This window comes from Saprospiraceae bacterium, from assembly GCA_016713025.1.
Lineage (GTDB): Bacteria > Bacteroidota > Bacteroidia > Chitinophagales > Saprospiraceae > OLB9.
Window position 1 is genome coordinate 3,124,728 of record JADJPZ010000004.1, and the last position, 25,970, is coordinate 3,150,697.

14 protein-coding genes and 4 pseudogenes are annotated in these 25,970 nt (G+C 38.4%); 5 read left to right on the top strand and 13 right to left on the bottom strand.

The genetic code is table 11. From position 1 onward, the window contains the following. Positions 1–6: 6 nt before the first annotated feature. Both IPK35_19655 and IPK35_19660 read right to left on the bottom strand, forming a co-directional pair. Positions 7–855 (bottom strand): trypsin-like peptidase domain-containing protein, encoded by an 849-nt coding sequence (locus IPK35_19655; GenBank protein ID MBK8055423.1) that lies wholly within the window; start codon positions 853–855, stop codon positions 7–9. Positions 856–890: 35 nt separating this feature from the next. Beyond that, positions 891–4,491: pseudogene (locus IPK35_19660) on the bottom strand (N-6 DNA methylase). A 776-nt stretch (positions 4,492–5,267) separates the two neighbouring features. On the opposite strand from IPK35_19660, the gene IPK35_19665 reads away from it, so the two are divergent. The 5 genes and pseudogenes from IPK35_19665 (at position 5,268) to IPK35_19685 (ending at position 9,586) form a co-directional block, all read left to right on the top strand. After that, positions 5,268–5,744 carry a hypothetical protein gene (locus IPK35_19665; GenBank protein ID MBK8055424.1) on the top strand — a complete coding sequence of 159 codons (477 nt, stop codon included), beginning with the start codon at positions 5,268–5,270 and terminating at the stop codon, positions 5,742–5,744. Between the two features lie 39 nt (positions 5,745–5,783). Beyond that, positions 5,784–6,908: a hypothetical protein gene (locus IPK35_19670; protein ID MBK8055425.1), complete on the top strand. Its 1,125-nt coding sequence runs from the start codon at positions 5,784–5,786 to the stop codon at positions 6,906–6,908. Then, the gene (locus IPK35_19675) at positions 6,905–7,639 is read left to right on the top strand and encodes a CHAP domain-containing protein (protein MBK8055426.1); all 735 of its coding nucleotides are present in this window, start codon (positions 6,905–6,907) and stop codon (positions 7,637–7,639) included. The genes IPK35_19670 and IPK35_19675 overlap by 4 nt, the downstream gene beginning before the upstream one ends. Before the next feature lie 15 nt (positions 7,640–7,654). Then, positions 7,655–8,191, top strand: coding sequence for a hypothetical protein (locus IPK35_19680; protein MBK8055427.1), 537 nt, complete (start codon positions 7,655–7,657; stop codon positions 8,189–8,191). A 182-nt stretch (positions 8,192–8,373) separates the two neighbouring features. Beyond that, positions 8,374–9,586 (top strand): annotated as a pseudogene (locus tag IPK35_19685) (IS256 family transposase). A gap of 60 nt (positions 9,587–9,646) precedes the next feature. On the opposite strand, the pseudogene hppD reads toward IPK35_19685, so the two are convergent. From hppD to IPK35_19740, 11 genes and pseudogenes are all read right to left on the bottom strand, one after another. Beyond that, positions 9,647–10,770, bottom strand: a pseudogene (hppD, locus tag IPK35_19690) (4-hydroxyphenylpyruvate dioxygenase). A gap of 44 nt (positions 10,771–10,814) precedes the next feature. Continuing rightward, positions 10,815–11,966, bottom strand: coding sequence for a homogentisate 1,2-dioxygenase (locus tag IPK35_19695; protein MBK8055428.1), 1,152 nt, complete (start codon positions 11,964–11,966; stop codon positions 10,815–10,817). Between the two features lies 1 nt (position 11,967). Then, entirely contained in the window at positions 11,968–12,429 is a 462-nt protein-coding gene (locus tag IPK35_19700) for a MarR family transcriptional regulator (GenBank protein MBK8055429.1), read from the bottom strand. Between the two features lie 970 nt (positions 12,430–13,399). Next, positions 13,400–15,325 carry a threonine--tRNA ligase gene (thrS, locus tag IPK35_19705; protein ID MBK8055430.1) on the bottom strand — a complete coding sequence of 642 codons (1,926 nt, stop codon included), beginning with the start codon at positions 15,323–15,325 and terminating at the stop codon, positions 13,400–13,402. A 100-nt stretch (positions 15,326–15,425) separates the two neighbouring features. Further along, positions 15,426–16,529 (bottom strand): glycosyltransferase, encoded by a 1,104-nt coding sequence (locus tag IPK35_19710; protein ID MBK8055431.1) that lies wholly within the window; start codon positions 16,527–16,529, stop codon positions 15,426–15,428. 19 nt (positions 16,530–16,548) lie between these two features. Further along, positions 16,549–18,327 (bottom strand): annotated as a pseudogene (locus tag IPK35_19715) (Na+:solute symporter). Positions 18,328–18,535: 208 nt separating this feature from the next. Next, positions 18,536–19,930: a T9SS type A sorting domain-containing protein gene (locus tag IPK35_19720; protein ID MBK8055432.1), complete on the bottom strand. Its 1,395-nt coding sequence runs from the start codon at positions 19,928–19,930 to the stop codon at positions 18,536–18,538. A 31-nt stretch (positions 19,931–19,961) separates the two neighbouring features. Then, entirely contained in the window at positions 19,962–21,110 is a 1,149-nt protein-coding gene (locus IPK35_19725; protein ID MBK8055433.1) for a hypothetical protein, read from the bottom strand. Positions 21,111–21,120: 10 nt separating this feature from the next. Further along, the gene (locus IPK35_19730) at positions 21,121–22,302 is read right to left on the bottom strand and encodes a hypothetical protein (GenBank protein ID MBK8055434.1); all 1,182 of its coding nucleotides are present in this window, start codon (positions 22,300–22,302) and stop codon (positions 21,121–21,123) included. Between the two features lie 380 nt (positions 22,303–22,682). Further along, entirely contained in the window at positions 22,683–23,204 is a 522-nt protein-coding gene (locus IPK35_19735; GenBank protein ID MBK8055435.1) for a hypothetical protein, read from the bottom strand. A 24-nt stretch (positions 23,205–23,228) separates the two neighbouring features. Continuing rightward, on the bottom strand, positions 23,229–25,931 hold the full coding sequence (locus tag IPK35_19740; GenBank protein ID MBK8055436.1) for an HNH endonuclease: 2,703 nt from the start codon (positions 25,929–25,931) through the stop codon (positions 23,229–23,231). Positions 25,932–25,970 lie beyond the last annotated feature (39 nt).

Here is a 25,970-nt window from a genome sequence, read left to right on the forward strand (position 1 = left end):
CTTTGTTCATTTTTTTCTAGAAAATTTGATTAACTCCTTGGCGTAATCAATTGGAATTATGATAGAATAACCTGAATTCGTAAGATTTATTGAGGTAATTGTCCTAAAATATTGATCATAGTTTTTAATCTCATGTATTACCGTTCCCGAAACAATACCAATTAACCCAACTCTTTCTCCAGCGACCGATGGCACTTGAATTACTGGACCCCCACTATTGCCTTGATAAACAGGGGCATCTATAACAATGGTACCTTTGTCAGGATCTATTCCCGCTATTATGCCCTTTCTTAGTAAAGGTCTATTAAAATCGAACTTCTCATTGGAACTTTGATTTCTTAATGAAGACGGAAATCCAATTACCATACATTCATCACCTAATTTTGTTTGATTAATATCAAATATATTGGCAAAAGTTATTGGTGATGGAGGATTTACATTATGCTTTACAACACCATCGTAATACATAAGATAAACTTTATCTTTATTTTTAGATATTATCGATGCAAGTTTGATAATGGCAATATCATGAGAATGATGAACTATTACTTTTCCTGATTTATTCAAACTTGATAAATTTATACTAAGAGAATCAGGCTTTGAAGTCAAACTAGTACCAGGGTAATATATTAAAGTCATACTGGTATCGATGACAATATTATTTTCATTTATAAGACAATGTTTGGCAGTGACTAATATCAATTCCATTGTGTCAATAATTATAACACCAGAAGCATTGCCTCCACTCTTATACTTCAATAATACTGTGTTTTGTAAAAATACGTCAGCAATTTGCCTTTGAGAATATAATAAATTTGCTAAACACAAAAGAAAAATAATTATTAAATGTTTCATTTTAATTTGAATTAATTTTGATTATATTTCGCTACTCACTTCCCCTCCACAATCCTTATCTCATCTTCCGTCAAGCCATATAACTCATATACCAATTGGTCGATTTGGGCTTCTATTGGTGTTGTATCTTCATCTGGATTTTCTTTTTTCAGGTCAAGTATTATACCTACTATTTTAATGAAAGATTGTTGTTCTTCAATAGGTATAGCCTTTATTGGTAATAAGTTTAAATTCACTCCCTTTACTTGAGCAAATGCCCTACCTCCTTCGCCTACCAATTTTTGATAGTAAAAATCAATTACTTTTGAATTTAGTAAAGCAAGTAAAAAATTTAAATGATAGATTCTCTCATCCGTAAGTAGTACAAATACACTTTTCCAGGCATACAATTTATTTTCATCAATAGTGGCAACTACAGAATCCCCCGTTTGACGAATAATAATTTTTCTTGGTGAAAGGAACAATCTCTCTTCCCTAGCACGATGTAATAATTCTCTTCGGTACTCAACATACTTAGAATCTTTCTCAAATTGTAAAGAATATCGATGGAAGTTTCTTCCGCGTACTAGCGGTCTACTATTTTCCGAAATTGGTTTGTCATTAATGTAATTTGGAGTGCATTCAATTCCTATTTTAATTTCACATATCTTGCCTAGTTCAATACTTGATTTCTTTAGCTTATTAATAAGACTTCTTTCTACTGGATTAACTTGTATATTAAAAGCCAAATTAGCATTATTTTTAAATATATTCTGGCTAATTTTTTGATAATCTTGTGATAAATCCGTTTGTCTAAATAAAAAATTTACAATTGAGTCTTCTGTTATTTCCTTTTTTAAAATTATTATAGCTGTTGGAACTACAGCTTCTTCAAAGATACCTAATCCTAAATCTATTATAAATTCAATTGAGTAGTCCTTTAAGATTAGTTCTCTTATTTTTTTTCCAAATTTCTGAATTAGTAAATTATTAGGGACGATAAAAGATAACCTTGAATTTGATTTTATAAGAGAAAATGTTTTTTCAATGAAGTAAATATAAGAGTCAAAATCACCTTCCATAGAATAATAATTTGACTTAATAAATATCTTTTCAGATGGTTTAAATTCGACCCCATACGGCGGATTCCCGATCACCACATCAAAACCTACAAAATCACCCTCATCATTGAGCACTTCCGGGAATTCAAATCGCCACTCGAAGGCATTGGCATCATCATAGAACTTACCACTTTGCTGCTCAGCGACCTCGGCTTCGAGTTTGTCGAGTTGTTTCTGTAGCTTATCGCGGTCTTTGATGATATTGACGTCATCGAGCTTACCGAACAGATCACCGATCTCTGCTGCATTGTCGATCAGCGATATCCTACCGCGTAGCTTGCTCATCTCGACTTTCTTAGGGTCACGTGCATAGAGCGTCGTCGTAAATTCTGCCTTTAGCTTATCGATGAAGGCCTTGGTCTCGGCCTTGGCATCTTTGTCATTGGTATCCTTGTAAGCTTGGACAGCGAGCAGGTATTTTTGTACTGTCGTCTCCTTCTTCTTGAATACTTCTGACATATCTACATCAAGCGCAAAACGGCTGATGAGCGAGTTGCCACATTTGATATTGATGTCAATATTAGGTAAAGTCTCCAGGACATCCGGCGCTTTGTAATAGGCATTTTTGAGCAACTCGATCCAGAGACGCAAGCGGCATATCTTGACCGAGTTGGGATTGATATCCACACCAAAGAGACATGACTCGATGATGGTCTCCTTCTCATGAAATAGCGTCTCTTGTATGCGCTGACTCTCGGCATTGCGCGGATTATAAGCATATAGATCGCCCTCTTCGTCACGAATGGACAACTCATCATTGATGACTTCGACACGATATCCACGAAGCAGCCGGCCATCTTTGTCTTGCAGGATGTGCAGATCGCTTTTGATAGCAATCATTTCATTGAGCGCGGAGACGAGAAAGTGGCCCGAGCCTACGGCAGGATCGCAGATTTTGATGCTATTGATGATGTTATTGGCTTCGGTGCGGTCTTCGATCTTGTTGTACAGATCGGTGATATCGTTACACGCCCAGCCTTTGGCTTCATTGAATTTTTGTACTACCGCCCGACGTATGGTCTCACGACACATATACATGGTGATGAAGCCCGGCGTAAAGAACGAACCATCTTTGTAACCATTGATCTTTTCAAATATCAAGCCCAGTACCGATGCATTGATGAGCGTCTTATTGTCTTCTTGTATTGAGCCTGTGCCTTCGCTGGCAAAATCATAGGCATCCAGAAACTCGAATAAATATTGGAGTGATCGGATCGTGCCTGTTCGCTTCTGACCATTGGTATCTTTGAGTACTGTCTGGCTGTGGATGGGCATGGTCTTTTCATCCCGTAGGTTGCTGATCAAGATGGTCTCCTGCTCCAGTTCTGTGGGCTCGAATAGCGAAGAATTGAGATAAGGGACCTTCGCAAAGATGGATTTTACATCTTTATTGCGTTCGTCATGGTTTTTGGCGAGCACCTGAAAGAAGATCGTATTGAGATCGTCGTATTCTTTGATCGTTTTGGTATTGAGAAAAAGATATGCCTTGTCTCCTTTATGATAGGAGACTAATTGGCCTTCAAGCAATTTGAGAAATAAGATACGATTGATCCACGTGATGGATAGTTCGAGTCCTACGTTGAACAATCGCTCATCTTTCGTACTTCCATACTGTGATACATTCTTAATGCGGCTGAGCTTATCTACTGCTTCGATCTGTATAATGGCATCTTCGAGAATCGTACCAGAATGACGTTCCCCATCTTTGTGTCGGCCTATGAGTTTCTTGCTCCTTCCTTGGTTTCCGTGAGTCCGATGATGTGCAATAGTTCAGTATAAAAGCGTTTGTCAAGACTATTGCTGTCATTGGCAAAAGGCACTCTTAATAGATGGTACTCAGACAATAGTTTGTTGAGTTCTATGAGCTTGCTGTCATCTTCTTTGTCTGCATTGCGCAGTTCGTGTTCGTAGTGACGAATGTCGAAGTAGGTACAAGGTATTTGTTCATCAATCTCATCGATAAAAGGCTTTGCGATTTCGGTGTAAAAGAGATTGGTATTAGAGTTGACGTTCTGACCATCGCGCCACTTTTCATATTTTTTTACAAAATTACTATTGCCATAAAAAACCTTCTCAAAATACGCTGCATCGATGATGTACCACTCGTAGATATTGGTGATAATGATGTGTTTGATATCGATGTTACGCTCTTCTATTCGCTCACGCATGTAATACAAGACGAGTTCTTGCAGTGCCTTGCTATTGGGTTTGTCAGCGGATATCCACTCTGTCTTATTAGAAGGTCTTTTAGTTTCTATGATGACACCTACATTGGATTTATTACTACTATCGATATGAATGACCTGATCAATAGTGTTTTTAGAGTTGACTTCGTTTTTGCCTTTATAATAGGTATTGACCAAAAGTCCCTGACATGTGTTTTTTGATTATTTTCCCTTTCGGCCTCGTCTATTTTATCTAGCAAGTTGATGAGATTGGCCCTAAAGTTATCTATATCTCTACGTAGTGGTCTCACCTTTAGAAAGGCCGCATTGAGCGATATTTTAGGAGTGGTTGGTATCAGTTTTAATGGCATGGGATGAAAGAGTTATATTGCTGGTATTTAGTGTTTGCTGAATATTTTATATGTTGCTGAATTTCAATATTTTATTCAATTATAATTTTACACAAGTGCAAGGTTTTTAATTTATTGTGAATAAAACCTTTGCACTTTGATTTAACATTGTCCTATGCGGACGGCAGTCACTTTTTTGCATCTTTTGCTCTCACATATTCCTTTGGAATGCTTACCCAGAAAAAAAGTAACCAAAAAACGCTAGTTCAAAAAAAGGCGATTGCGAAGCAACGTTCTCTCTCATGTCAAAATGCTTTTTCTATTGCCTTGATTATCTGTCCTTTACATCAAATATTTATCATTGGCAATAGACGCACTTTTTCTGCCCATCCGCTAGCGGTTCACTTCGTCAAAGGCTTACACGCCTTTGGTGCTTTGCACTACACTACGTTCATGTTCACTATCGCTTGTTTTTTGAACAATTAACCACACCACTAGCTTTATAAAAATTGAGTGATGCTACTTTTTCAGCAGACCCTATTTAGTTTTGTGTTATTGGTTTTCTGTTTTACTATTCCAAATTTTTTGTGGTGGTAAAGGTAGGGAAAAATTTTCAGGAAAAAATCAATTACATTTCATTCTAACTTCACCAAGATTGTTTAGCTCTTTAGACCTTCTTTTCCAAAATAATACTTAGAAATCAAACAATGCAGATGGAGGTTTTTAGAATTTTAATTTTGGATTGCTTGTGAAATTTCTTCATTTGCAATGATCAATCTTAATAATTTTCTACTACGATGCATTATATTTGTAGTTTATTTATTGATGATATTGTGAATATTAGGTTGATCTTCAGGATGCGGCTATTGAGTATATTACCTCTGTTTTTGATAACATCCGGTTGCAAAAAAGGACCACCCGATGGTAACTATTGTGCCAAGGTGCAGTTTGTCCAGCCAGTCACTAAAAAAAATGCATCTTTGACCATCATTGCCGAAGTAAAAGACAATCAGGTGACGCAATTCAGCTTTCCTGACGGACACTTTGATGTCAGTCCACTGAAACCGGTGAAAATCCCACAGGATGGAAAATTTACGGCTGTGAGTACCCAGGGCACACTGTATAAAGTAACGATGCAAGGCGGCGCTGAAAAGTGCCTGAAAGCTCAGAATATGGTGCAGTGCAAGGGACTCTCAAAAGATGGTAAACGATGCGGAAGGTTTACAGATAATAAAAATGGACTTTGCTGGCAGCATAAGGGGCAAAATAAGTAAACAAATACCAAATCAAATGAATGAAAAAAAATGAACCTTATGAAAACTTGTAACTATTACTTTTCAACAGTTTCATTGTGTATCTTACTTCTATCAACAATTGAAGGTCAATCTGTTTTTAAATCGGGCTATATTGTCACTTTGTCAAATGATACTATACGCGGACAAATAGAAGAGCTGCAGCTTTACGATTTTTCAAAAAAAATCACCTTCAGAAAATCAGCAGGAACTGTTAGTATCTACCATGTAGATGATATTGAAGGATTTGGGATTTCAGGTGGAAGACGATTTACACGTTTCCGGATTGGGGACAATACACTTTTCCTGAATATTCTTTTTGAAAGCAAAGTCAGTCTATACTCTTATAAAAATCAGGAAGGTGTTTTTAAGTTTTTTATCAATAAACAAGGCTTAGGTCTGAGAGAAATTAAATACTCAGAGCGTATCGAAAGATCCACGTCTACTGTTTATGTAAACTATAAACTGAGAAAGTCCACAGAGCATTTTGGAATTTTATCATCGTATATGGCGGATGGTCCAAACACGCTGAAAAAAATAAAAACTATTGAGAAGCCCGGCGAAAATAACCTGATTAAATTATTTGAATTTTATCATAATGAAGTCTGCCCTGATGAAAAATGCTATGTCTTTATAGATCCGACACCCAAATCCAGAACAATAATTGAGCCTGCAGTCATACTCATGAAACACGGTATAGATGCTCCCAGAAATCATGACAATCCGGTGATTCACTTTGGTGGAAATATATACTTACAATTTCCCAGAGTAAATGACCATATAGGAATGAGAATCGGAATGGCGGTTGGAGTACGGGATTTTGTAAATTCAAGAAATCAACCTGAATCCGTAATTTTTACACGAGTTAATGTTCATGCTATGTATATATATCCCAAAGGCTGGTTCAGACCAAAAGGATCACTAGGCCTTGATCTGCAAAGGCCGACACAATTAGGATTGGGCGGAATGCTGGGTGCAAACATTCAAATCAGTAAAAAATCTACTATATCACTCAACTATGATCATTTCCTGTTTGGTTTATTCAGCAAATCAGAAGTAACTGCTTCAGGCACTATAATTGAGACCCTTTTATTTAACCCAAAATCATTGTCAATAGGTTTTGCTTATGACGTATCCAAGGAATGATGCATGGATATTCAGGGGCATTATTTAATATGGTGCAAGGTGGCAACCCTGCTACTGGCTTCGTTTCTGGGTTTGCCAGCTCAGTGACGGCATCAAGTGTCCAGAGTCTGGGAGGTGGTAAGATTGCTACACTCATTGGCGGTACATTATCGGGTGGTGTGGGAACAGCGGTGGTAGGAGGTGATTTCTATCAAGGGGCTACTTTTGGGTTGATATCTACTAGCTTGAATCATTTGGCAGAACATGTTTCTAAAGGGGTTATTGCAATAAGAAAGAAAATTGTAGAAATAGCAAAATCCTATGTAGGTTCTGAAGATTGGGCTGTTAAGGCTGAAAAAGATCAATTTGGAAGCAACACTAACAAGTGTAATAAATTTGTTTATGATGTCCATATGGAAGCAGGAGTTGATGACGGTCAACCAAACTTGATGAATCCAACGGGTACTCTCATTCCATTTGTAGATGATGTATTTGGTCCAGTTTTAGCTGGACAATGGGCAGACCCTAGTTATGAAATTCCAGGTTGGAAGGTTGTTAGTTATCCTAAGCCAGGTGATGTAATCGCTATTCCAATGCCAGGTGGGGATGGTTATTCAGGTCATGTGGGGATTGTTACAGGGGCAAGGGCTTATCGTAATACAATTAGTGCAAATGCGAAAGTAGTTGTCCAAAATAATTGGGGATTTCGTACTGGTGATAAAGCTGTTTATAGACGATATGTTGGACCTTAACTAAATTTTATTTAAATGAGAAATGTATTTTATTTTGTTATTTTCATTTGTAGTTGTTCAAATTCGAAAGATGATTGTTATAGTATTAAAAATAACATTAACTACGATGAAATATTATATGCCACACGTAAAAGAGTAGTTGATTTAACTTGGTCAGAACAGCCATTTACTTATCCTGAATTTGCTAATATGACAAGTTACTCTGAATGCTTTAAAGAAGATGCAATTAAAATAATAAAATTAAATAAGCATGATGAAACTATTATAGGATTAGCACTTTGGAGTATGAAAGAGTTGGGTTCCGAAGAAACAATACTTTTTGCGAACGATATTATTGAACATATTGACGAGGATAATTTAATAATATGGTTATATGGTGGTTATGGGAATAAAAATTTTATAAAAAACTTTAAGAAAAGTAATTATAAAGATTTTTTTAATCTCTGTATAAATAAATTTCCAAATAAAAAAGTAGAATTAATTAAGTTAAGAGATGTTAGTACATGGGAGTGGATAAATATTCAAATACAATTACTAGATAACTATGATTAACGCTACTAATCTAATAACATAATAAAATATAATATAAAGGGAGTGTAAGAAAGATTGTGTAAACTAGTATCAAGGAGTTAGGCTTCCATCTGTGGGGGGTACCCCCCACAGATGGAAAATTTTTTAATATGTTTGTGCGACCAAGTACAGACACATTTTTTAACCTAACAAATTTAATAGTTATGCAAAGTAACAAATTTAATCTTAATCTCTCTGAATTTCTTCAGGATGTCAAGTCTCTTAATGATTTTGACAATGTTATGAATGGTCTTTACAAAGATGGCATTCAAGAACTTTTAAAAGCTGAACTAAGTCATCATTTAGGCTATTCAAAACACTCGCCCGATGGGATTAATTCAGGTAATTCCCGGAATGGGTCTTATAAGAAAAAGATACGCACTACACAAGGACAGGTAGAGTTGGATATTCCACGGGATCGTAACGGTGAATTTGAGCCTATCATTGTTCCCAAGGGCCAAACTACCACTGAGAAAGTAGAATCTGTCATTACATCTCTTTACAGCAGAGGTATGAGCACCGATGACATAACAGCTCAAATTCAGGAAATTTATGGCTTAGACGTTTCTAAAACCTTTGTTTCAGATATTACAAACAAAATGATTCCGGCTATCCAGGAATGGCAAAACAGACCTTTGGATAATACTTATTACATCGTTTGGATGGATTGTATTTGTTTTAAAATCCGGCAGGATAATAAAATCATCAACAAGAGTATTTATATCGTTATAGGACTGAAAACCAATGGGATCAAAGAAGTTTTGGGCATCTGGATGAGCGCCAACGAGTCTGCCGCGTTTTGGCTTTCTGTCTTAAATGAGCTCAAAGACAGGGGCGTTAAAAAGATGCTCATTGCATGCACTGACAATCTTACAGGATTCACTCAGGCCATTCAAACTGCTTTCCCCGATACCGTATCCCAGCTTTGTATCGTTCATCAAATCAGAAACTCTATGAAGTTTGTCCCATGGAAAGATAGAAGGGCCTTCCTGGCTGATTTAAAAACTGTTTATGCCGCTTTAAATATGGAAACTGCTCTCATTGCTTTTGAAGCTTTTAAAGCAAAATGGGGGTCTAAATATGCCTATGCCATTAAAAGTTGGGAAGCAAACTGGTCAAATCTATCTCCCATGTTTCAGTATCCTACTAACATTCGTAAAATTATGTATACCACTAATACCATTGAAGGCCTCCAACAGAGCCATCAGAAAATTTACCAAAACCAAAACACTTTTTCCAAATGATCAGGCAGCCTTGAAATCTGTATATCTTGCTATTCAGCAAATTCAAGTTAAATGGACAATGCCAATTCATAACTGGCATATTACTCATAATGAAATTTTAATTATCTTTGAGGATAATTTGATTCAGCCATAATTCTTTGAAGTTTTGTTTACACAAAATATTTTACAGCCTCCATTCATTCAATAAAACATCCTACAATGTCCCTCTCAACTCCTGCTCCCTTTCTATTGCTTCAAACAATGCCTTAAAATTGCCCTTTCCAAAAGATTTAGCCCCGTGTCTTTCTATGATTTCAAAAAATACAGTAGGTCTGTCCTGAATCGGTTTTGTGAATATCTGAAGCAAATATCCTTCTTCATCCCTGTCCACGAGTATATTCATACGCTTGAGATCTTCAATGTCTTCTTTGATATCTCCTACACGCTCGAGAACTGTATCATAATAATTATCAGGAACATACAAAAACTCAATACCGTTGTTTCTCAATGATTCTACAGTGTGGACAATGTCTTCGGTAGCTATGGCAATATGTTGAACGCCTGCTCCGCCATAAAAATCAAGATATTCTTCGATCTGAGACTTTTTTTGCCATCTGCAGGCTCATTGATGGGGAATTTTATGTATCCATTGCCATTGCTGACCACTTTTGACATCAATGCTGTATATTCTGTTGAAATATCCTTATCGTCAAATGTCACCAATAACTTAAATCCCAGGACATCTTCATAAAATTTAACCCACTTGTTCATATCGCCGAGTTCAACATTGCCTACGCAGTGATCCACATATTTAAAGCCAAGCGGATTGATTTTGACAGGACTCTTTTTGGGTGCATAACCAGGCAAAAATGCGCCGTGATATGCGGATCTTTCGACTAATGTGTGAATCGTTTCACCATAAGTTTTAATTCCTGCCAGTATCACATATCCGTTTTCATCTTCGGCTTTATAAGGTTCAAAGGCACTCTCTGCGCCTCTTTCTATGGCTTTATGGTATGCATCACTCACATTGTCCACCCATAAAGCAAGCACTTTGACACCATCACCATGCTGAGCTACATGACGAAGTATTTCATGGTCAGGATTCAGAGCAGAAGTGATGACAAATCTTATCTTACCTTGCTGCAGGACATAAGAAATTACGTCTCTTGAACCTGTCTCAGGACCTTTATAGGCTATCAGTTCAAAACCAAAACAATGCTGGTAAAATAAGCTTGTTTGTTTGGCATTCCCCACATAAAACTCAATAAAGTCTGTTCCATTGATCGGAAATGTATCTTTATCTGTATTGGATTGAAAAATTGCTGAAGTATTCATTTTTATTTTTTGATTAGGTTATTCAATAATTATTGGGTCGGTCTTTACATCCAGCTCAATGCATAATCTTCATCTTCGATGTTTACAGCATGATTGGTCATGAGGAGTGGCCTGAAAGTATCTACCATGACGGCAAGCTCTTTGGTTTCCTTTTGGCCAATGCTTTTTTCCACTGTACCGGGATGAGGTCCGTGTGGTATGCCTCCGGGATGCAGGGTGATTTGCCCTCTTTCCACATGTTTGCGACTCATGAAGTCACCATCCACGTAATACAACACCTCGTCACTATCAATATTGCTGTGATTGTAAGGTGCGGGAATCGCCAATGGGTGATAATCATACATCCTGGGGACAAATGAACAGATCACAAAACTCCTGGTCTCAAATGTCTGATGCACCGGAGGCGGTTGATGTACCCTACCGGTTATAGGCTCAAAATTGTGAATCGAAAATGCATAAGGATATAAATACCCATCCCAACCGACGACGTCAAAGGGATGGGCTTTATAATGGTAAGGGTAGAGGTTGTCTTGTTTTTTGATATAAAGAAGGTAATCTCCTTTCTCATCGTAAGTGACGAGTACACCGGGCTTTCGGATATCTCTTTCACAATAGGGAGCATGCTCGGCAAGTTGACCAAACGCATTCCTGTATCTTTTTGGTGTGATGATAGGTGATGTTGACTCTACGATAAATAACCTGTTGGCCGATGTATCAAATTCCAGCTGGTAAATGGTTCCCCTCGGAATCACCAGATAATCACCATATTCAAACCTGATATCTCCATACATGGTTTTGAGTACACCGGTACCTTCATGTACAAATATACATTCATCGGCATCTGCATTTTTATAAAAATAATCCATCGTTCCGGACATAGGAGCAGATAAAATTATCCGGCAATCACTATTGACTAATACAGGTTTTCTGCTGTCTAAATAATCTTCTTCGGGTGAGATATCAAATCCTTTCAAACTGCGGTGCTTGAGCTGTTTGTCATGGATGGTCACGGGCTTCACGTCGATGGGTTCACCCACCTGAGTGATCATCGTTGGCGGATGATTATGATACAAAATCGAGTACATATCACTAAACCCTTCCGTAGAAAACAATTGCTCATGGTAAAGTGAGCCATCAGGCTTTCTGTATTGAATATGCCTCTTGTGAGGTATCTGTCCCATGGAGTGGTAATGCATATCAATTTTGTTTTGAGAGATTATCAAATATTTTTTTTAAGATGCTGTCCAATATCTCCAGTTCTTCATCAGAAATATCATCATAGGCCGAAGCCCTGAATTCTCTGGCAACGGTTTCCGTAAGTTTAAATAATTTTTCTCCGGATTCAGTTAAAGATATGACAAACTTCCTTCGGTCTTTTATATCAGACAATCTTGTCACCATACCTTTCAGCACCATAAGGTCTATCATTCGGGTGACAGTAGGTGCATCTTTGAAAGTAAGTTCTCCGAGTTCCTGCTGACTCAGATTGCCGTATTTATTCAGAATATTGATCAGAATCCATTGATCTACAGTCACATCTGCTTCAGGATGTAGGAGCAATAATCGGTTGAAGGTAAGACGCATCATTTTGACTGTCTTTTCCACAGCAAAGCCAAGGGCTTCCTGTCGTTTGGATACTTTTTTTGATTTTATTTTCATCGTACTGTCTTTGATAACTTACTACAATATTTAGTTGTCGTACTAATAATTGCAAAACAACTAAAATGTTCCGAAATATACAAATTTTAACGGATGATTTTCATCATTCTCAGTAAATAAGGTGTAGCTACGTAAACGTCTAGATCATTGTAGTATCAACTGAATAAGCAAAGCATATATGGAACAGAGAATATCTCAGTTACTCACGTTCAAAAAACAGCGAAAGAGAACGAAAAATCGCAAATGCGTCTATCGCATAAAAAACACAAATATTAGGAAAAATGTACAAATTGCGATAGAAAAAGCATAAGACTGAACGATCCTGTAAGCTGAACGAAGTAAAGTACAAAGTACCAAAGGCATGTGCCTTTGACGTAGAGAACCGTGAAACGGATGGGTGGGCCATGACAATGCGAGAAGTGAAGGAACCCGAAAGGGACGGGCCGCTTTGAGAGCAAACGGTCATCAATACTAGCTGATCTAAGTTTAGATCAGTGCCTTTATTTTTGAGTGATTTCGTATCACTCAAATGCAGCAAAGCTGCACCATTCAGTTACCTTTTTTTGAACTAGCGTTTTTGGGTTACTTTTTTTCTGGGTAAGCATTCCAAAGGAATATGTGAGAGCAAAAGATGCAAAAAAGTGACTGCCGTCCGCATAGGACAATGTTAAATCAAAGTGCAAAGGTTTTACTCATTATACATCAAAAAACCTTGCACTTGTATAAAAATATAATTGAATAAAATATTGAAATTCAGCAACATATAATATATTCAGCAAACACTAATTAAAAACCCCTACACCCATTTATCTAAATAAATATTCTTATAAAAAATTTATTCCCATATATATAAATTCGTATCAGCAAGCCCTAATGACATCAAATACTGTTAGTATGGCACAGCTAAATAACGCATGTTACTTTCTTACAAAAAGAAAAGTGTCAGTATCCAATAATCACTATCTGCCTACTATTTCTCCAACTCCGCTTCAAAATACTTAATAAATGTATCAATATCCATAGCGCCTACATCACCATGACCCTGACGCCTTACTGATACTTGTTGGTTTTCTGCTTCTTTGTCGCCTATGATCAACATGATCGGCACTCTTTTCAGTTCAGTATCTCTGATCTTACGACCGATGGACTCTGCCCTGTCATCTATAAAACCTCTGATATCATGTTTGGCAAGGGTGGCTTTGATCTCTTCGCAATATGGCAACAATCTGTCAGAAATAGGCAGAATAGCAAACTGATCGGGAGTCAACCATAGAGGAAACTTACCGGCAGTATGCTCTATGAGTATCGAAATAAATCGCTCCATTGATCCGAATGGAGCCCTGTGTATCATGACAGGTCTGTGGGTTTGATTATCAGATCCGATGTATTCCAACTCAAATCTTTCTGGTAGGTTATAATCCACCTGTATCGTGCCCAACTGCCATGATCTGCCCAATGCATCTTTGATCATAAAATCGAGTTTTGGTCCGTAAAAAGCCGCTTCACCGAGCACGGTGGTAGTCTCCATGTCCACCTCGGCGGTAGCTTCTATGATGGCTTTTTCAGCCGCATTCCAGTTTTCGTCTGACCCGATATATTTTTCTGGTTTTTCAGGATCGCGAAGAGATATCTGTGCTGTAAAATTGTCAAAACCCATCTTGCGGATGACCATCTGTGTCAATTCAAGTACTTTGAGAAATTCCCCTTTGACCTGATCTACCGTACAGAAGATATGTGCATCATCCTGAGTAAATCCACGTACTCTCGACAATCCATGCAACTCACCACTCTGTTCGTACCGATATACAGTACCAAACTCACCGATACGCATGGGCAACTCGCGGTATGATCTCGGCCTGTTTCCGAAGATCTCGCAGTGATGAGGGCAATTCATCGGCTTAAGGAGGAATTCTTCACCATCCTTGGGCGTGTGGATGGGTTGGAAACTGTCAGCCCCATATTTGGCATAGTGTCCTGAAGTAACATACAAACTCTTGCTACCGATATGTGGTGTCACTACCATCTGATATCCTTGTTTCTCCTGTTCTACTCTCAGAAAATTTTGCAATTTTTCGCGCAGTTGGGTTCCTTTAGGCAACCAGATGGGAAGCCCCTGCCCTACTTTCTCGGAAAACATAAACAACTCCAGTTCAGCTCCAAGCTTTCTGTGATCTCTCTTTTTGGCTTCTTCAAGCAGTTCGAGATAATCAGTAAGTTCTTTTGCTTTTGGGAAAGTGATGCCATAAATCCGGGTCATCTGTTTGCGCTTCTCATCTCCACGCCAGTATGCGCCGGCAAGGTTCATGATTTTCACAGCCTTAATAGAAGAAGTATCGGGGATGTGAGGTCCTTTGCACAGATCTGTAAAATTGCCCTGAGTGTAGAAAGTAATGTTACCATCTTCAAGACCCTCTAAGAGTTCAAGTTTGTATTCATCCGCTTTTTCTGTAAAATAAGCTATAGCGTCGTTTTTACTTACATCTTTGCGGATATACTGACTTTTGATTCTTGCAAGCTCGAGCATTTTTTCTTCTATCTTAGGCAGGTCAGCCGGAGTCAGCACCGTATCTCCTGTATCTACATCATAATAATACCCATTGTCTATAGCGGGTCCGATCCCAAATTTTATACCAGGATACAGCAGCTCCAGTGCTTCCGCCATCAGGTGCGCTGAGGAGTGCCAATAAGTAGCCTTTCCTTCTTTATCGTTCCAGGTGAATAATTTTACATTTGAATCTGCTTCAATAGCTCTGGATGCATCCCAGGTCTCTCCGTTTACTGATGCTGCCAGTACATTTCGGGCCAAACCTTCGCTTATAGAAAGGGCGATGCCCATTGAAGTAACTCCCTTTTGATATTGTCTCACACTTCCATCAGGCAGCGTAATATTGATCATTTGCATACAAATTCTTATTAAGACCGCAAATTTACGGAATCATTCTTGTTTAAAGCTACCATTTTACAGTCATTTTGAATTTTATCATTTAAAAACATACTCACCATCTGTTTTTCCTGAATAATCCAAATATGGATACCGATATATAATAACCAAAGAGAAGAAAATCCAAAAATGGCGTCCAAACAAGCAAATCACCGACGGCAAGACGTTTCATGGCTATGCGACTCAGCAAAATTTGTCCTGCCAGTTTAATTAAGAAAATCGCAAATGCAATGATGACCCATTGATGGTAAATCATCAAAACCAAAATCAATGCTGGATAAAATAATATATGAGTAGCAGAAAATACACCCAACAGCAGCTTTATTATTGGCTTGTAGTATATTGATGTAGAGATATGGCGACCTTTTTGCATCAAAAAATCTTTTATACTATTCTTACCTTCAGAATACATAAAAGTATCAGGATCTGTACATACTGCAACATTGCTTCCGGTGACGACAGACTGAACAAAAAGATCATCATCACCTGAGGCTACATGATGATGTGCTGAAAATCCTCCTGCGCTTTCAAACACTGACTTCTTATACATCAGGTTTCTTCCCACACCCATATATGGCAATCTAACACCTGCAAAACCCATATATTGAAATGCTGTCAAAAATGTTTCATATCTTGCAAATCTGGATAAAATATTGTCGTAAGGAAATATAGGACCATAACCCAAAACCACTGCTTTGTCCTCAGTCCTAAGAAGGGTGTCAACCATCTTTTTGATCCACTTATCAGATTGAGGCACACAGTCGGCATCAGTAAAGAGCAGAATCGGATATTTTGATGAAGCAATGGCTTGACTCAAAGCAGCTTTTTTCCCCGGCGCATCATGCTTTGCTTTCAAAAGTACAAGATTTTCATCCTGTATAGCAATGAGTTTTTCTATACTATTGTCCGTACTGAAATCGTCTATGACAATGACTTCAAAGGAGGGATAATCCTGCTTTAAAATTTTTTGGACAAGATGGTAGATTTGATCTCCGGAATTTTTACTGGCGATAATGACAGAGACCGATGGATATTGTTCAGGGTTGAAAGATGAAATTGAATTTTTCCTTTCTTTCAAAAAGCCTCTCAACAGTAATCCATAATAACTTAAAGTCAGGCATGCCGTACATACCATCACGATGATCAGAGTTAATCCCATCCAATGTCAAAATTAATCACTAATCTACATTGATTCCTGACCAAAGTTTACGAAGCAAAAGGGCTGAAGCAACTGCAACCAATGTTGCCATCAATGCATTAGCAGTTTGACCATAAATCAAATAACCCATACCAAACAGTAAAGCATAGACCCCAAGACACCCTAATACCATCATCAGGATTTCAGAACTTAACCTACCTGTTTTTGTATGTTCATTGGTGATAATACCCGTTGCCATACCGTTATCGATCACGGGTTTCCATCCCATAGCATGTGGACGTATTGTTTTATAGAAATTAATAAGAGTACTTGATTTGGTAGGTTTTGTGAAAAGCGCTGTCAGAATCCATGCTACTGTTGTTATGGCAATACCCAGTATTAGTTTTTCGTGAGATAGCAGCTGATCTTTCACCACTAGTTCCATGATGAGTGCAACAATAAATGAAACCACCATGGCCACGATTTCACTCATAGCATTGACCCGCCACCAGAACCATCTGAGTATAAATAATAATCCCGTGCCTGCTCCTATCTGAAGAAGTATGTTGAATGCCTGCAATGCATTGGTTAAAAACAAAGCAAAAATGGCAGCAAGTATCATTAAAATCACTGTAGAAACACGACCTACTAAAACCAATTCTTTTTGGTCTGCTTTAGGTTTGATAAATCTCTGATAAAAATCATTGACGACATATGAGCTACCCCAATTGAGATGCGTACTGATCGTGGACATCAATGCAGCAATCAAGGCTGCTATGACTATGCCTAACAAACCGGTAGGAAGATAAGACAACATCGCGGAAAATGCAAGGTCGTCTTTCACAAAATTGGCATCCATATTGGGAAATGCTGTCTGGATGGATTCTAATGTCGGAAAAACAACGATAGAAGCAAGCGCTATCAAAATCCAAGGCCATGGCCGGAGTGCATAGTGTGCTACATTAAAAAACAGGGTTGCAGTGATCGCATTTTTTTCATCTTTAGCTGATAACATACGTTGAGCAATGTATCCGCCTCCACCAGGCTCGGCACCGGGATACCACACACTCCATCATTGCACAGCGATAGGGACAATAAAAAGAGGAACCAAGACTTCCATATTATTGAAGTCGGGTAAAAAACCAAGCTTTGGTTGTACAGCAGGATTAGCTAATAAATTGTTTAATCCTCCTATTTCTGGCATATTGACAATGTAAATAGCAGCCCATATCATACCTATCATGGCCAGTACAAACTGAAAAAAATCAGTGTAGATGACACCTTTAAAACCTCCTACTGAGGAATAAATGACAGTAATGATTGACACAGTGAGTACGGTGGTCATTGGTGATAATCCCAATAATATGCCACCAATTTTTATGCCTGCCAACATCACAGTTGCCATGATCATCACATTAAAAAATACACCTAGATATATGGCTCTGAATCCTCTCAGAAACCGGGCTTCTGCCCCACTATACCTCAACTCATAAAACTCAAGATCAGTTGTGATCCCTGACCGTCTCCACAACTTGGCATATACAAATACCGTCAGCATTCCGGTCAGCAAAAAAGCCCACCAGGCCCAGTTTCCGGCTACACCGTTATTACGTACTATATCTGTCACCAGATTGGGCGTATCAGCAGAAAAAGTAGTAGCGACCATGGATACACCAAGCAGCCACCATGGCATACTCCTGCCTCCGAGAAAAAACTCCGCACTGTTTTTGCCTGCAGTCTTTGATACGGCAAGACCAATGACCATAGTCAGTATAAAAAATAACGCTATAACGACCCAATCTAAAGTGGCTAAATGCATGATGTTGGTTTTAATGTTTCAAAATGAGACAATGCTTTTTAAGTACCCGCGGTAAAGTTAAATAACTTATTGAATAATTATGGTGTAACTACTGCAAATTAAAATTTTATGGGGAAGTCGATGACCAAAGTTGTTAAACACAAATTAATGTCTGAAATGAATTATGTCCCGTGCCGCCAACTGAAATAAACCTACTCTCTATCTTTTTTTATTCTTTTAAAAATTTTAAACTTGATGACCTTCCTCGCTCGTCATTGATGTAGGCGATATAGGCTCCGTTTTTTAAGATATGGATGTCAAGGGGCTGATGAGGCAGGATGCGCTTTTGCAATAAAGAGCTTCCCTTGATGTCATAAACGGAGACATCTATGGCATCATCATTGCCAAAATACAAAAACTGGCCCGCAGGATTGGGAAACAAGGTGATATCAGATGAGGGTATCTCTTGATGGCTGCTGAGCACTGAGGTATTGAGCCAGGCCTTCTGCTCCTTATCAAAGCCGGATGTCAGGATGATATCTTTTTTACCATCGGCATTGATGTCTCTGGTGTACAGGATCCTGGAGACTGCCAGGCCGCGTGGAGCAAAGCCACCTGTGGAACCTCCCAGCGCTTTTGCTACCTCCTTTAAGGCTTCAAACTGAAAAGGTCCGGTACCCTTACCCACATGGATCGTAAGTGATGCTGCTGTCAGGGTAGCTACGATCATATCCGGCCAGCCATCACCATTGATGTCATCACAGTGGACCAGGAGACCATTGGTGACATTGTCCAGGCTGACAGCGGATCTTATTGCTGTAGTGGCAAACTGATCACGGTTTTCTATCATACGCAGCCCCTTCTGAAAATCCATGACTACCAGATCGAGATCTCCGTCTTTGTCCATATCCCGTGCGCTCAGCGTATGCGAACGATAGTAATTGTCACCGCCCAAGATCTCACGGGTAGTAAAAGTACCATCAGCTTTGGATATAAATACAACAAAAGGGATGCCGTCACTGCCTGTACTTGCGATGATATCATCTCTTTTATCTCCGTTTAAGTCGGCAGTAAAGACAGTAGCATATCGGCGCTTTTTTTGCTCTACTGTGATCTTCTCGAAGGTAAAATTTCCTTTGTTGCGATAGATAAACATATTTTCTGCGTTTGAAAATCCATCATCCATAGTGACAAGGACATCGCGCCGGCCGTCACCATCGTAGTCCAGTACTCCTTCTATATCCTCACTGAAAGATGCAAATGTCACGCGCTCATATACATTGCTGGCTTTGCTTCTGAAGATATCGCTCTCTGTGACGATGTCCACCATGCCATCCCCATCATAGTCATGGGCATCGATGATGATATCAAAGTCAGTAAAAAGGGAGAAGTTTGTACCGGGATAGTTGCCTGATCCGTACAGATATTTTCTATACTTCTTGCCTGAGAGTCCGTAGAAATCCAAATGCTTGCCATCAGCGTTGAGTACCGGTATCATCGGTTGTGAAATACCTGTATGTGATGTTTCCAGATCGAAAAGTGTCGTTGCCGAGCCATAGGTGAGGGATTGCGCCCGGAGGGAGAGGGTGATGATCAAGAGTGATAGGGTTTGGTGGATTTTCATATTTTCAAAATTTTATTTAGTTATAAAGTAATCAATGTTTTCGGGACAATCGTGACTCTATATACCAGTGCGGCTGAACAAAATACCGGACGGGCATTTTTTGTTTCATGATGCCTGTGAGGATGTCTTCCGGTGTCATGCCCAGCTTTTTAGCTGTTTTGATGATGGTTTTTTGGTTGACATCCATGGTTTTCTTTTGTGTGCCAAAGACATCATATCCTTCACCTTCTGAAGTAAAGCGACCATAGACAAATTTGCCTTTTGATGACCAGGCGAGTGAAGCTATCAGCTCATCATCATTGTTGTACTCAAAGTATGCGGCCGTGCCAAATGCTTTGCTGAGTTTGTTGAGTATGTCCTGCAGATGTGGCGTCTGTTGTGTTTCTTCAGCCAGATAAGTCTGGAGATCAGAGTAGGAGATATAAGGCGCATTAAATCCAAAGATGATCGTATGGCCAGTAAAGGTAGCGATGGCGACTTTATTTTCTCTTTGTACATCGTCGATGATGGTGGTGATGTCTCCTTCTTTTATGTTTGGTTGAATGCCGAGGATGTTCAGTATTTTGGGTATGTCATTTGTGGGAAGATACCACCATCGGCATTGATCTTCGATAGATTCCAACACATGACTCTGCTCCTTGGTGAGTTTGATACCTCGATTTTCTTCTTTGATTCGTAGGGCTTCGAGGTAGGATGCAGTAATGATTACTTTATCGGAATTGTTTAAATAAAAATATAATTCTGCATTTAACTTAACAGCTAAAGAATGACATATTGCAATAGGATTGAATGAAAAAGAATTATCTAAAATAATAAATATACTTTTTTCAGAATCAATGTATGATATAAAAAAACTAAAATCTATAATATGATCAGTAAAATAATACCTGTTACTAAGTTTATTTTTCTCATTTTGAATATATTTAGAACCTTCACTTTCCAATTTCCCTTCAGTTACTAGTTGTTCATATTTTGAAAAATTTACAACTCTATCAAAACCATTTACATTTTCGATTCTTCTTACTTTCTGTCCTAGTACTATATTTTTAAATTCATTAAATAAATTTTCTGAACTGTGTATTTCACAATCAATAGCGTTAATAAAACTTTTATTAGACTCTATTATTTTCACAAAATTATCTTTGGAAATTCCTTCTTTTGTTTTGATGTATAATTCCATTTTCCGATAATTAATTAATATTGAGTGCCTTTTCCATTGTTGTAAACCTTACTGATGATATCCCTTTAAATTGAGTTGTTATTTCAAGAGCCCAAATGTCTCTTAGCGACTCATTCCAATCTGTTGCTTTCACATATACATCTAATTGCTTAATATTTGCAACAGGGCTACCTGGCAAATCCCTAATGGTGCCTTGTGCCAATTCTTCAAGGTGCTTCCTATTACTATTAATCCAAGTTGTTACGTTAGTTGTGTTTGTAGTTTTCATACTAATTACACTCAACTTTCCTCCAGAACGTTTTATAAAATCTACTAATTTAAAACTATGATGAGTTAATTCCCAACCATCATAAAAAGGTGCTTTTGCCATCAATCTTTCGAAAAATGTACCTCTTTTAAAAAAACCAGGAAAACCCTTTGCCCACCAAGTTGCAATTTGATCTTTTTTGAGTGTTTTACTAAAATTGCTTAAAAACTTATTGGCAAGCTTATCCAGATCCCCACAGCTATTATGAACCAAATACCCTGCATTACCTACTAGATAATTGTGGGTAGCATCGACTGTAAAGTTATAGACGGTATGTGTGCCTTCCAGCTTTTCTTTGGATGTAAGTGCAGCAATTCCGGACTTGGTTTTGACTACATCTCCGGCATTGAGCCAGGCCACCGGCCTCCACATATCTGTGTCAGCATCCATAAATGGATGCATCGATGTTACTTCTACATCTTCTCCATTGTCAAATGTAAGCTTCCAGACATCATCGGAAGTGTGAGTAAAGATAGCGGTGACGGGAGAAAAAACAAAATCATCATCGGAATCTTCATCAGTTGGTATCTTGGGCGGGTTGATCTTTCGGATATCTGTTACGGTGTATATCCCTTGGGTACCTTGCTCCGGGATGGATAAACTGACATTGTCCCCTATTTTTCTGATATCATAAGCCTCTAAAGAAGTATCGTTCAGTGACAGTTGACAAGAGTGGGACATGAATCCACTGACTCCCGCGTCGGCTATCAGCGTCCTGAGACTACACGCCGCCGTAGTGCTGCGCGCACGCTCTGCCGCATCCCACTCGAGTCCCGAGTAGTCAGAGTGGAAGGTGATGCAGGCTTGGCCTTGTCCACATAGCCTGCCTAATGATACTATCATAAGCATCACGGAGAAAAGCGTTATTTGGACTATTGATTTCATGTGTTTATTTTTATTTGTTTTTTAATGGTCAGATGGAATTGATAACTTATCTCCATCTTTGGTGTTATCGAACTTACGTTTCGCATGAAAATAATCATCAAGGTTTGTGTACCACAAAGATGGTTCATGCTCATTTCATGTGTATGGGTTTATTTATTTTATACCAGCGATCATTGTATCAATTGTAATTTACTCCCAGTCAGACCATAAAAATCCACATGTTTACCATCACTGCTAGCTGTAGGTATCATCGGTTGTGATAACTCCCAAGATGCTGCATCCTGATGGAATAAAGAGGAGGTAGACCCAAAGGTGAGGGATTGGGTTCGGAGGGAGAGAGAGGTAAAATAAAAAAAGACAAATTTATACATGAATTAAAATTAAAAATTTTTATCTTCAATTATTTTTATATTGCAAATAAAATCCCAAATTGAATTGGCAAAAAGATACTCATTATTTGTATAGAATTCGTATTCATAGTCATAGTAAAGTCTACCAAATGACTCAGCCGATTTAAAAGAATAAAATATATCGTGTGCTGGAATTCCCGGGCATATAGGCAAAATCAAATTTGATCTATAAATTTCTGATATTTCAGAATCAAAATTTTTTAGTCTATTAAGAATTTCAGGAACATTATAACATGTATTAAATTCATGTAATAAAGGATTAATTGAGTTTTCAAAAATAATATTACAATCTTCTAAAGATACACCTTCATCATAATTGCTAATATCCATAATATTTATTGCATTAAAATGTAATAAATATTGCTTAATTGAACCTGGTAAAGACGCATTAAAAAAGGATTCTATTTCTTGAATTAATATTAAATTCTGGTTTAAATTATAATCAAATAATTCCAATCCAGACAACCATTGAGTGTTTCTTAAAATTTTCATAAATTTTTATAATGATTTATTGTTTTAAAATATAGGGCCAGAAAACGCCCCCTTTAATCCGTACTTAATCATAGCTCCTCCCCCTGTATGTTTTACAGAATTGTGTATTGATGAAGGTACAAGAAACATTGTAATACCATCTTGATGATGATGCCAAGTATGCGGTACTCCACCAATATTTATTTGATTGCCAGAAAAAGTAATATTATTACCGTATTGACTTTTTACCTGTTTAAACCAATTTGTTGCTAAAGTCAGGTCTGCACCTGAAGGTGTGTCCGTGGTGTACCCTACCAAATGATTATCTTCAAACTTAATAATTTTATTATTTAATGACCCCCTAGGTGCAAATTCTTCAAATAATGGAAAACCATCGCTATCAAAATAAACTTTTTGCCCATTAATAGTTTTATAAGCTGCACATTTTGGACATCCTGCTTTAGTACCAAGTATTAAACCAGAAGGTTTTGGCATTTTCCAATCAGGCTTTCCAGTAATTCTTCTAACATAATTTTCAATAGCATTCTCACACCCATTATGCACCACAACACCATCATTCCCCACCAAAAAATTATGCAAGTCCTTGACTTCCAGATTATAGACCTGATGGGTACCTTGTAATTTAGTAATTTTAGAAACTTTTGCCTGTCCGAAGTAAGAGAGTACGATCTCATCTTTTTCGAGCTCAAATGCATGTTTCCATCCTCCAGCTGATGCAGAATACACAGGATGATTTTCTGTGATGCCCAGGCTATCTCCAGACTCAAAATTGACAATCAATACCTTATCCGAAAGATGGGTAAATATACCAGTAACAGGGCGATAAGCATATCCATCTGCTATATCTTCTTCCGGTACTTTCTGAGGTAGGATGTGTCTGATATCCGTGATATGAAATGGACCTGAGATACCTTGCTCCAGCAAATTCATATGTACGGTATCATTTAGTTGATATCCTTTTTCTTTTATCCAGTCCTGGTGCAAGGCGAGTTGGCACTTACTTTGTCCTCCGACTTGCTCAAAAGTCACACTACACCAGTCGGTATCATTGAGCTGATGAGTATCTCTTTCTCTTTGTTCATCTGATGTGTATGGGTCTTTGTGGTTTGAATTGGTATCAGACAATATGTCTGTAGATGCGGTGAGGCCATAAGTTGCATTTACTGTTGTATGGGCTACTACATGGTCCATCAACTTGATTTGCTCGATGGGTATTGGAATCAAGCCAACATCTGCCGATGCAAAAACTGGTGTACCTGAAACGAAACATCCACCCAAAAGAAAGCATTTTGCAGCTATTGCCTTTGCAAATACTTTTTGGCCCCCTGATGTACCAGCTATCATACGGAAAGCACCATCAAGATAAAGGGCTGCAGCATCTTTTATTGGTCCAATAAAACTAGTAACCAAGCTTGCAGAAGCCGCTATGACAAAGTCCTTTATAGCCTGACTTACAGTGTATCCCGAACTGGTTGCTTTGCCAGCCACTGCTACAAATCCATCAAGTATAGCTTTTCCAAATTTACTTTTATTTGACTTCCAAGGCAAAAGGCTCGATAATCCACTCCAGGCTGCACCCAGGTAGTCCACTTTTTTGAATGCCAATTCCCAACTGTTCACTTCAGAATCAGTCAATCTTATAATTACTGCCTGAACCACTGCATCGATAGCTGAATTACCAAGGATTTTTAAAGCTGCTCCCCAAGGTGAGAGTGTTACACCTCTTTTACCAGTAGGATTTTCTCCACGGGCAGCAACAATTCCTCCGGGATCTTCAAAGGGTACGAAAGAAAAACGAGAATAAAGCCAATAATTGCCATAATCATCCTTAAGCACAACCCAGCACTCTACATAATCTACATTAGCGGCTGCGCTTTGCATAGTATTCCATTCCCCATTCGAAAAGCTTTCTACATCAAGAATATATACTAAACCGGTGATACCACTTGCTGAGATTGTTGTGTCACTATTAGTTATAGTGATACCAGATGCTAATTCAGTTTTTGATTCATTGACTTGTTCCGGGATATAGTATGCAGCCCCATCGATTATCACTTCCTTACCAAAATGATCATAAATGCCATTTTGGCCTAAACCCCAGGATCGATTATTTCCAATCTCGATTTGTGTTTTCCGAAAGCCCAGCTCTTTGGTCAGTTTTCTATCTATATCTTTGAGACATACGGATGGATCCTGGCTATTGCAAAGGCATAATAATATTGTTATTTCTGCGTGACAATCATTGATTATTGATAGTGGAGATGGATTGGTCGAAGCTGAAGGACTATACTTTTTTATCCTGTTTAGAACTTTAACAGCATCATCCTGGGTAAAACAGCTTGATGCCGGTATGGAAAAGCTGATCCAAAACTTCTTAAAGCTGCCATCGAGATTGATCTCCTTGCCTATGGCCAGATGTGGCGTAGATGTATCTACATGGGATGCCAGAAACTCCTGCCACACGGCCTCCGTACCGCCCTGCATATTGGGATTGTACCCATAAAACCCGAAGGTGTGGACCTTGAAGCCACTGACTCCCGCGTCGGATATCAGCGTCCTGAGACCACACGCCGCCGTAGTGATGCGGGCACGCTCTGCCGCATCCCACTCGAGGCCCGAGTAGTCAGAGTGGAAGGTGATGCAGGCCTGGCCTTGTCCAAATACCTTGACCGTTGATACTACTATCAGAGTTATCAAAAAGATAGATATTTGGATGAGTTGTTTCATTTTTTATTACAGCACCTTATATTTTAACCACGTAAAATC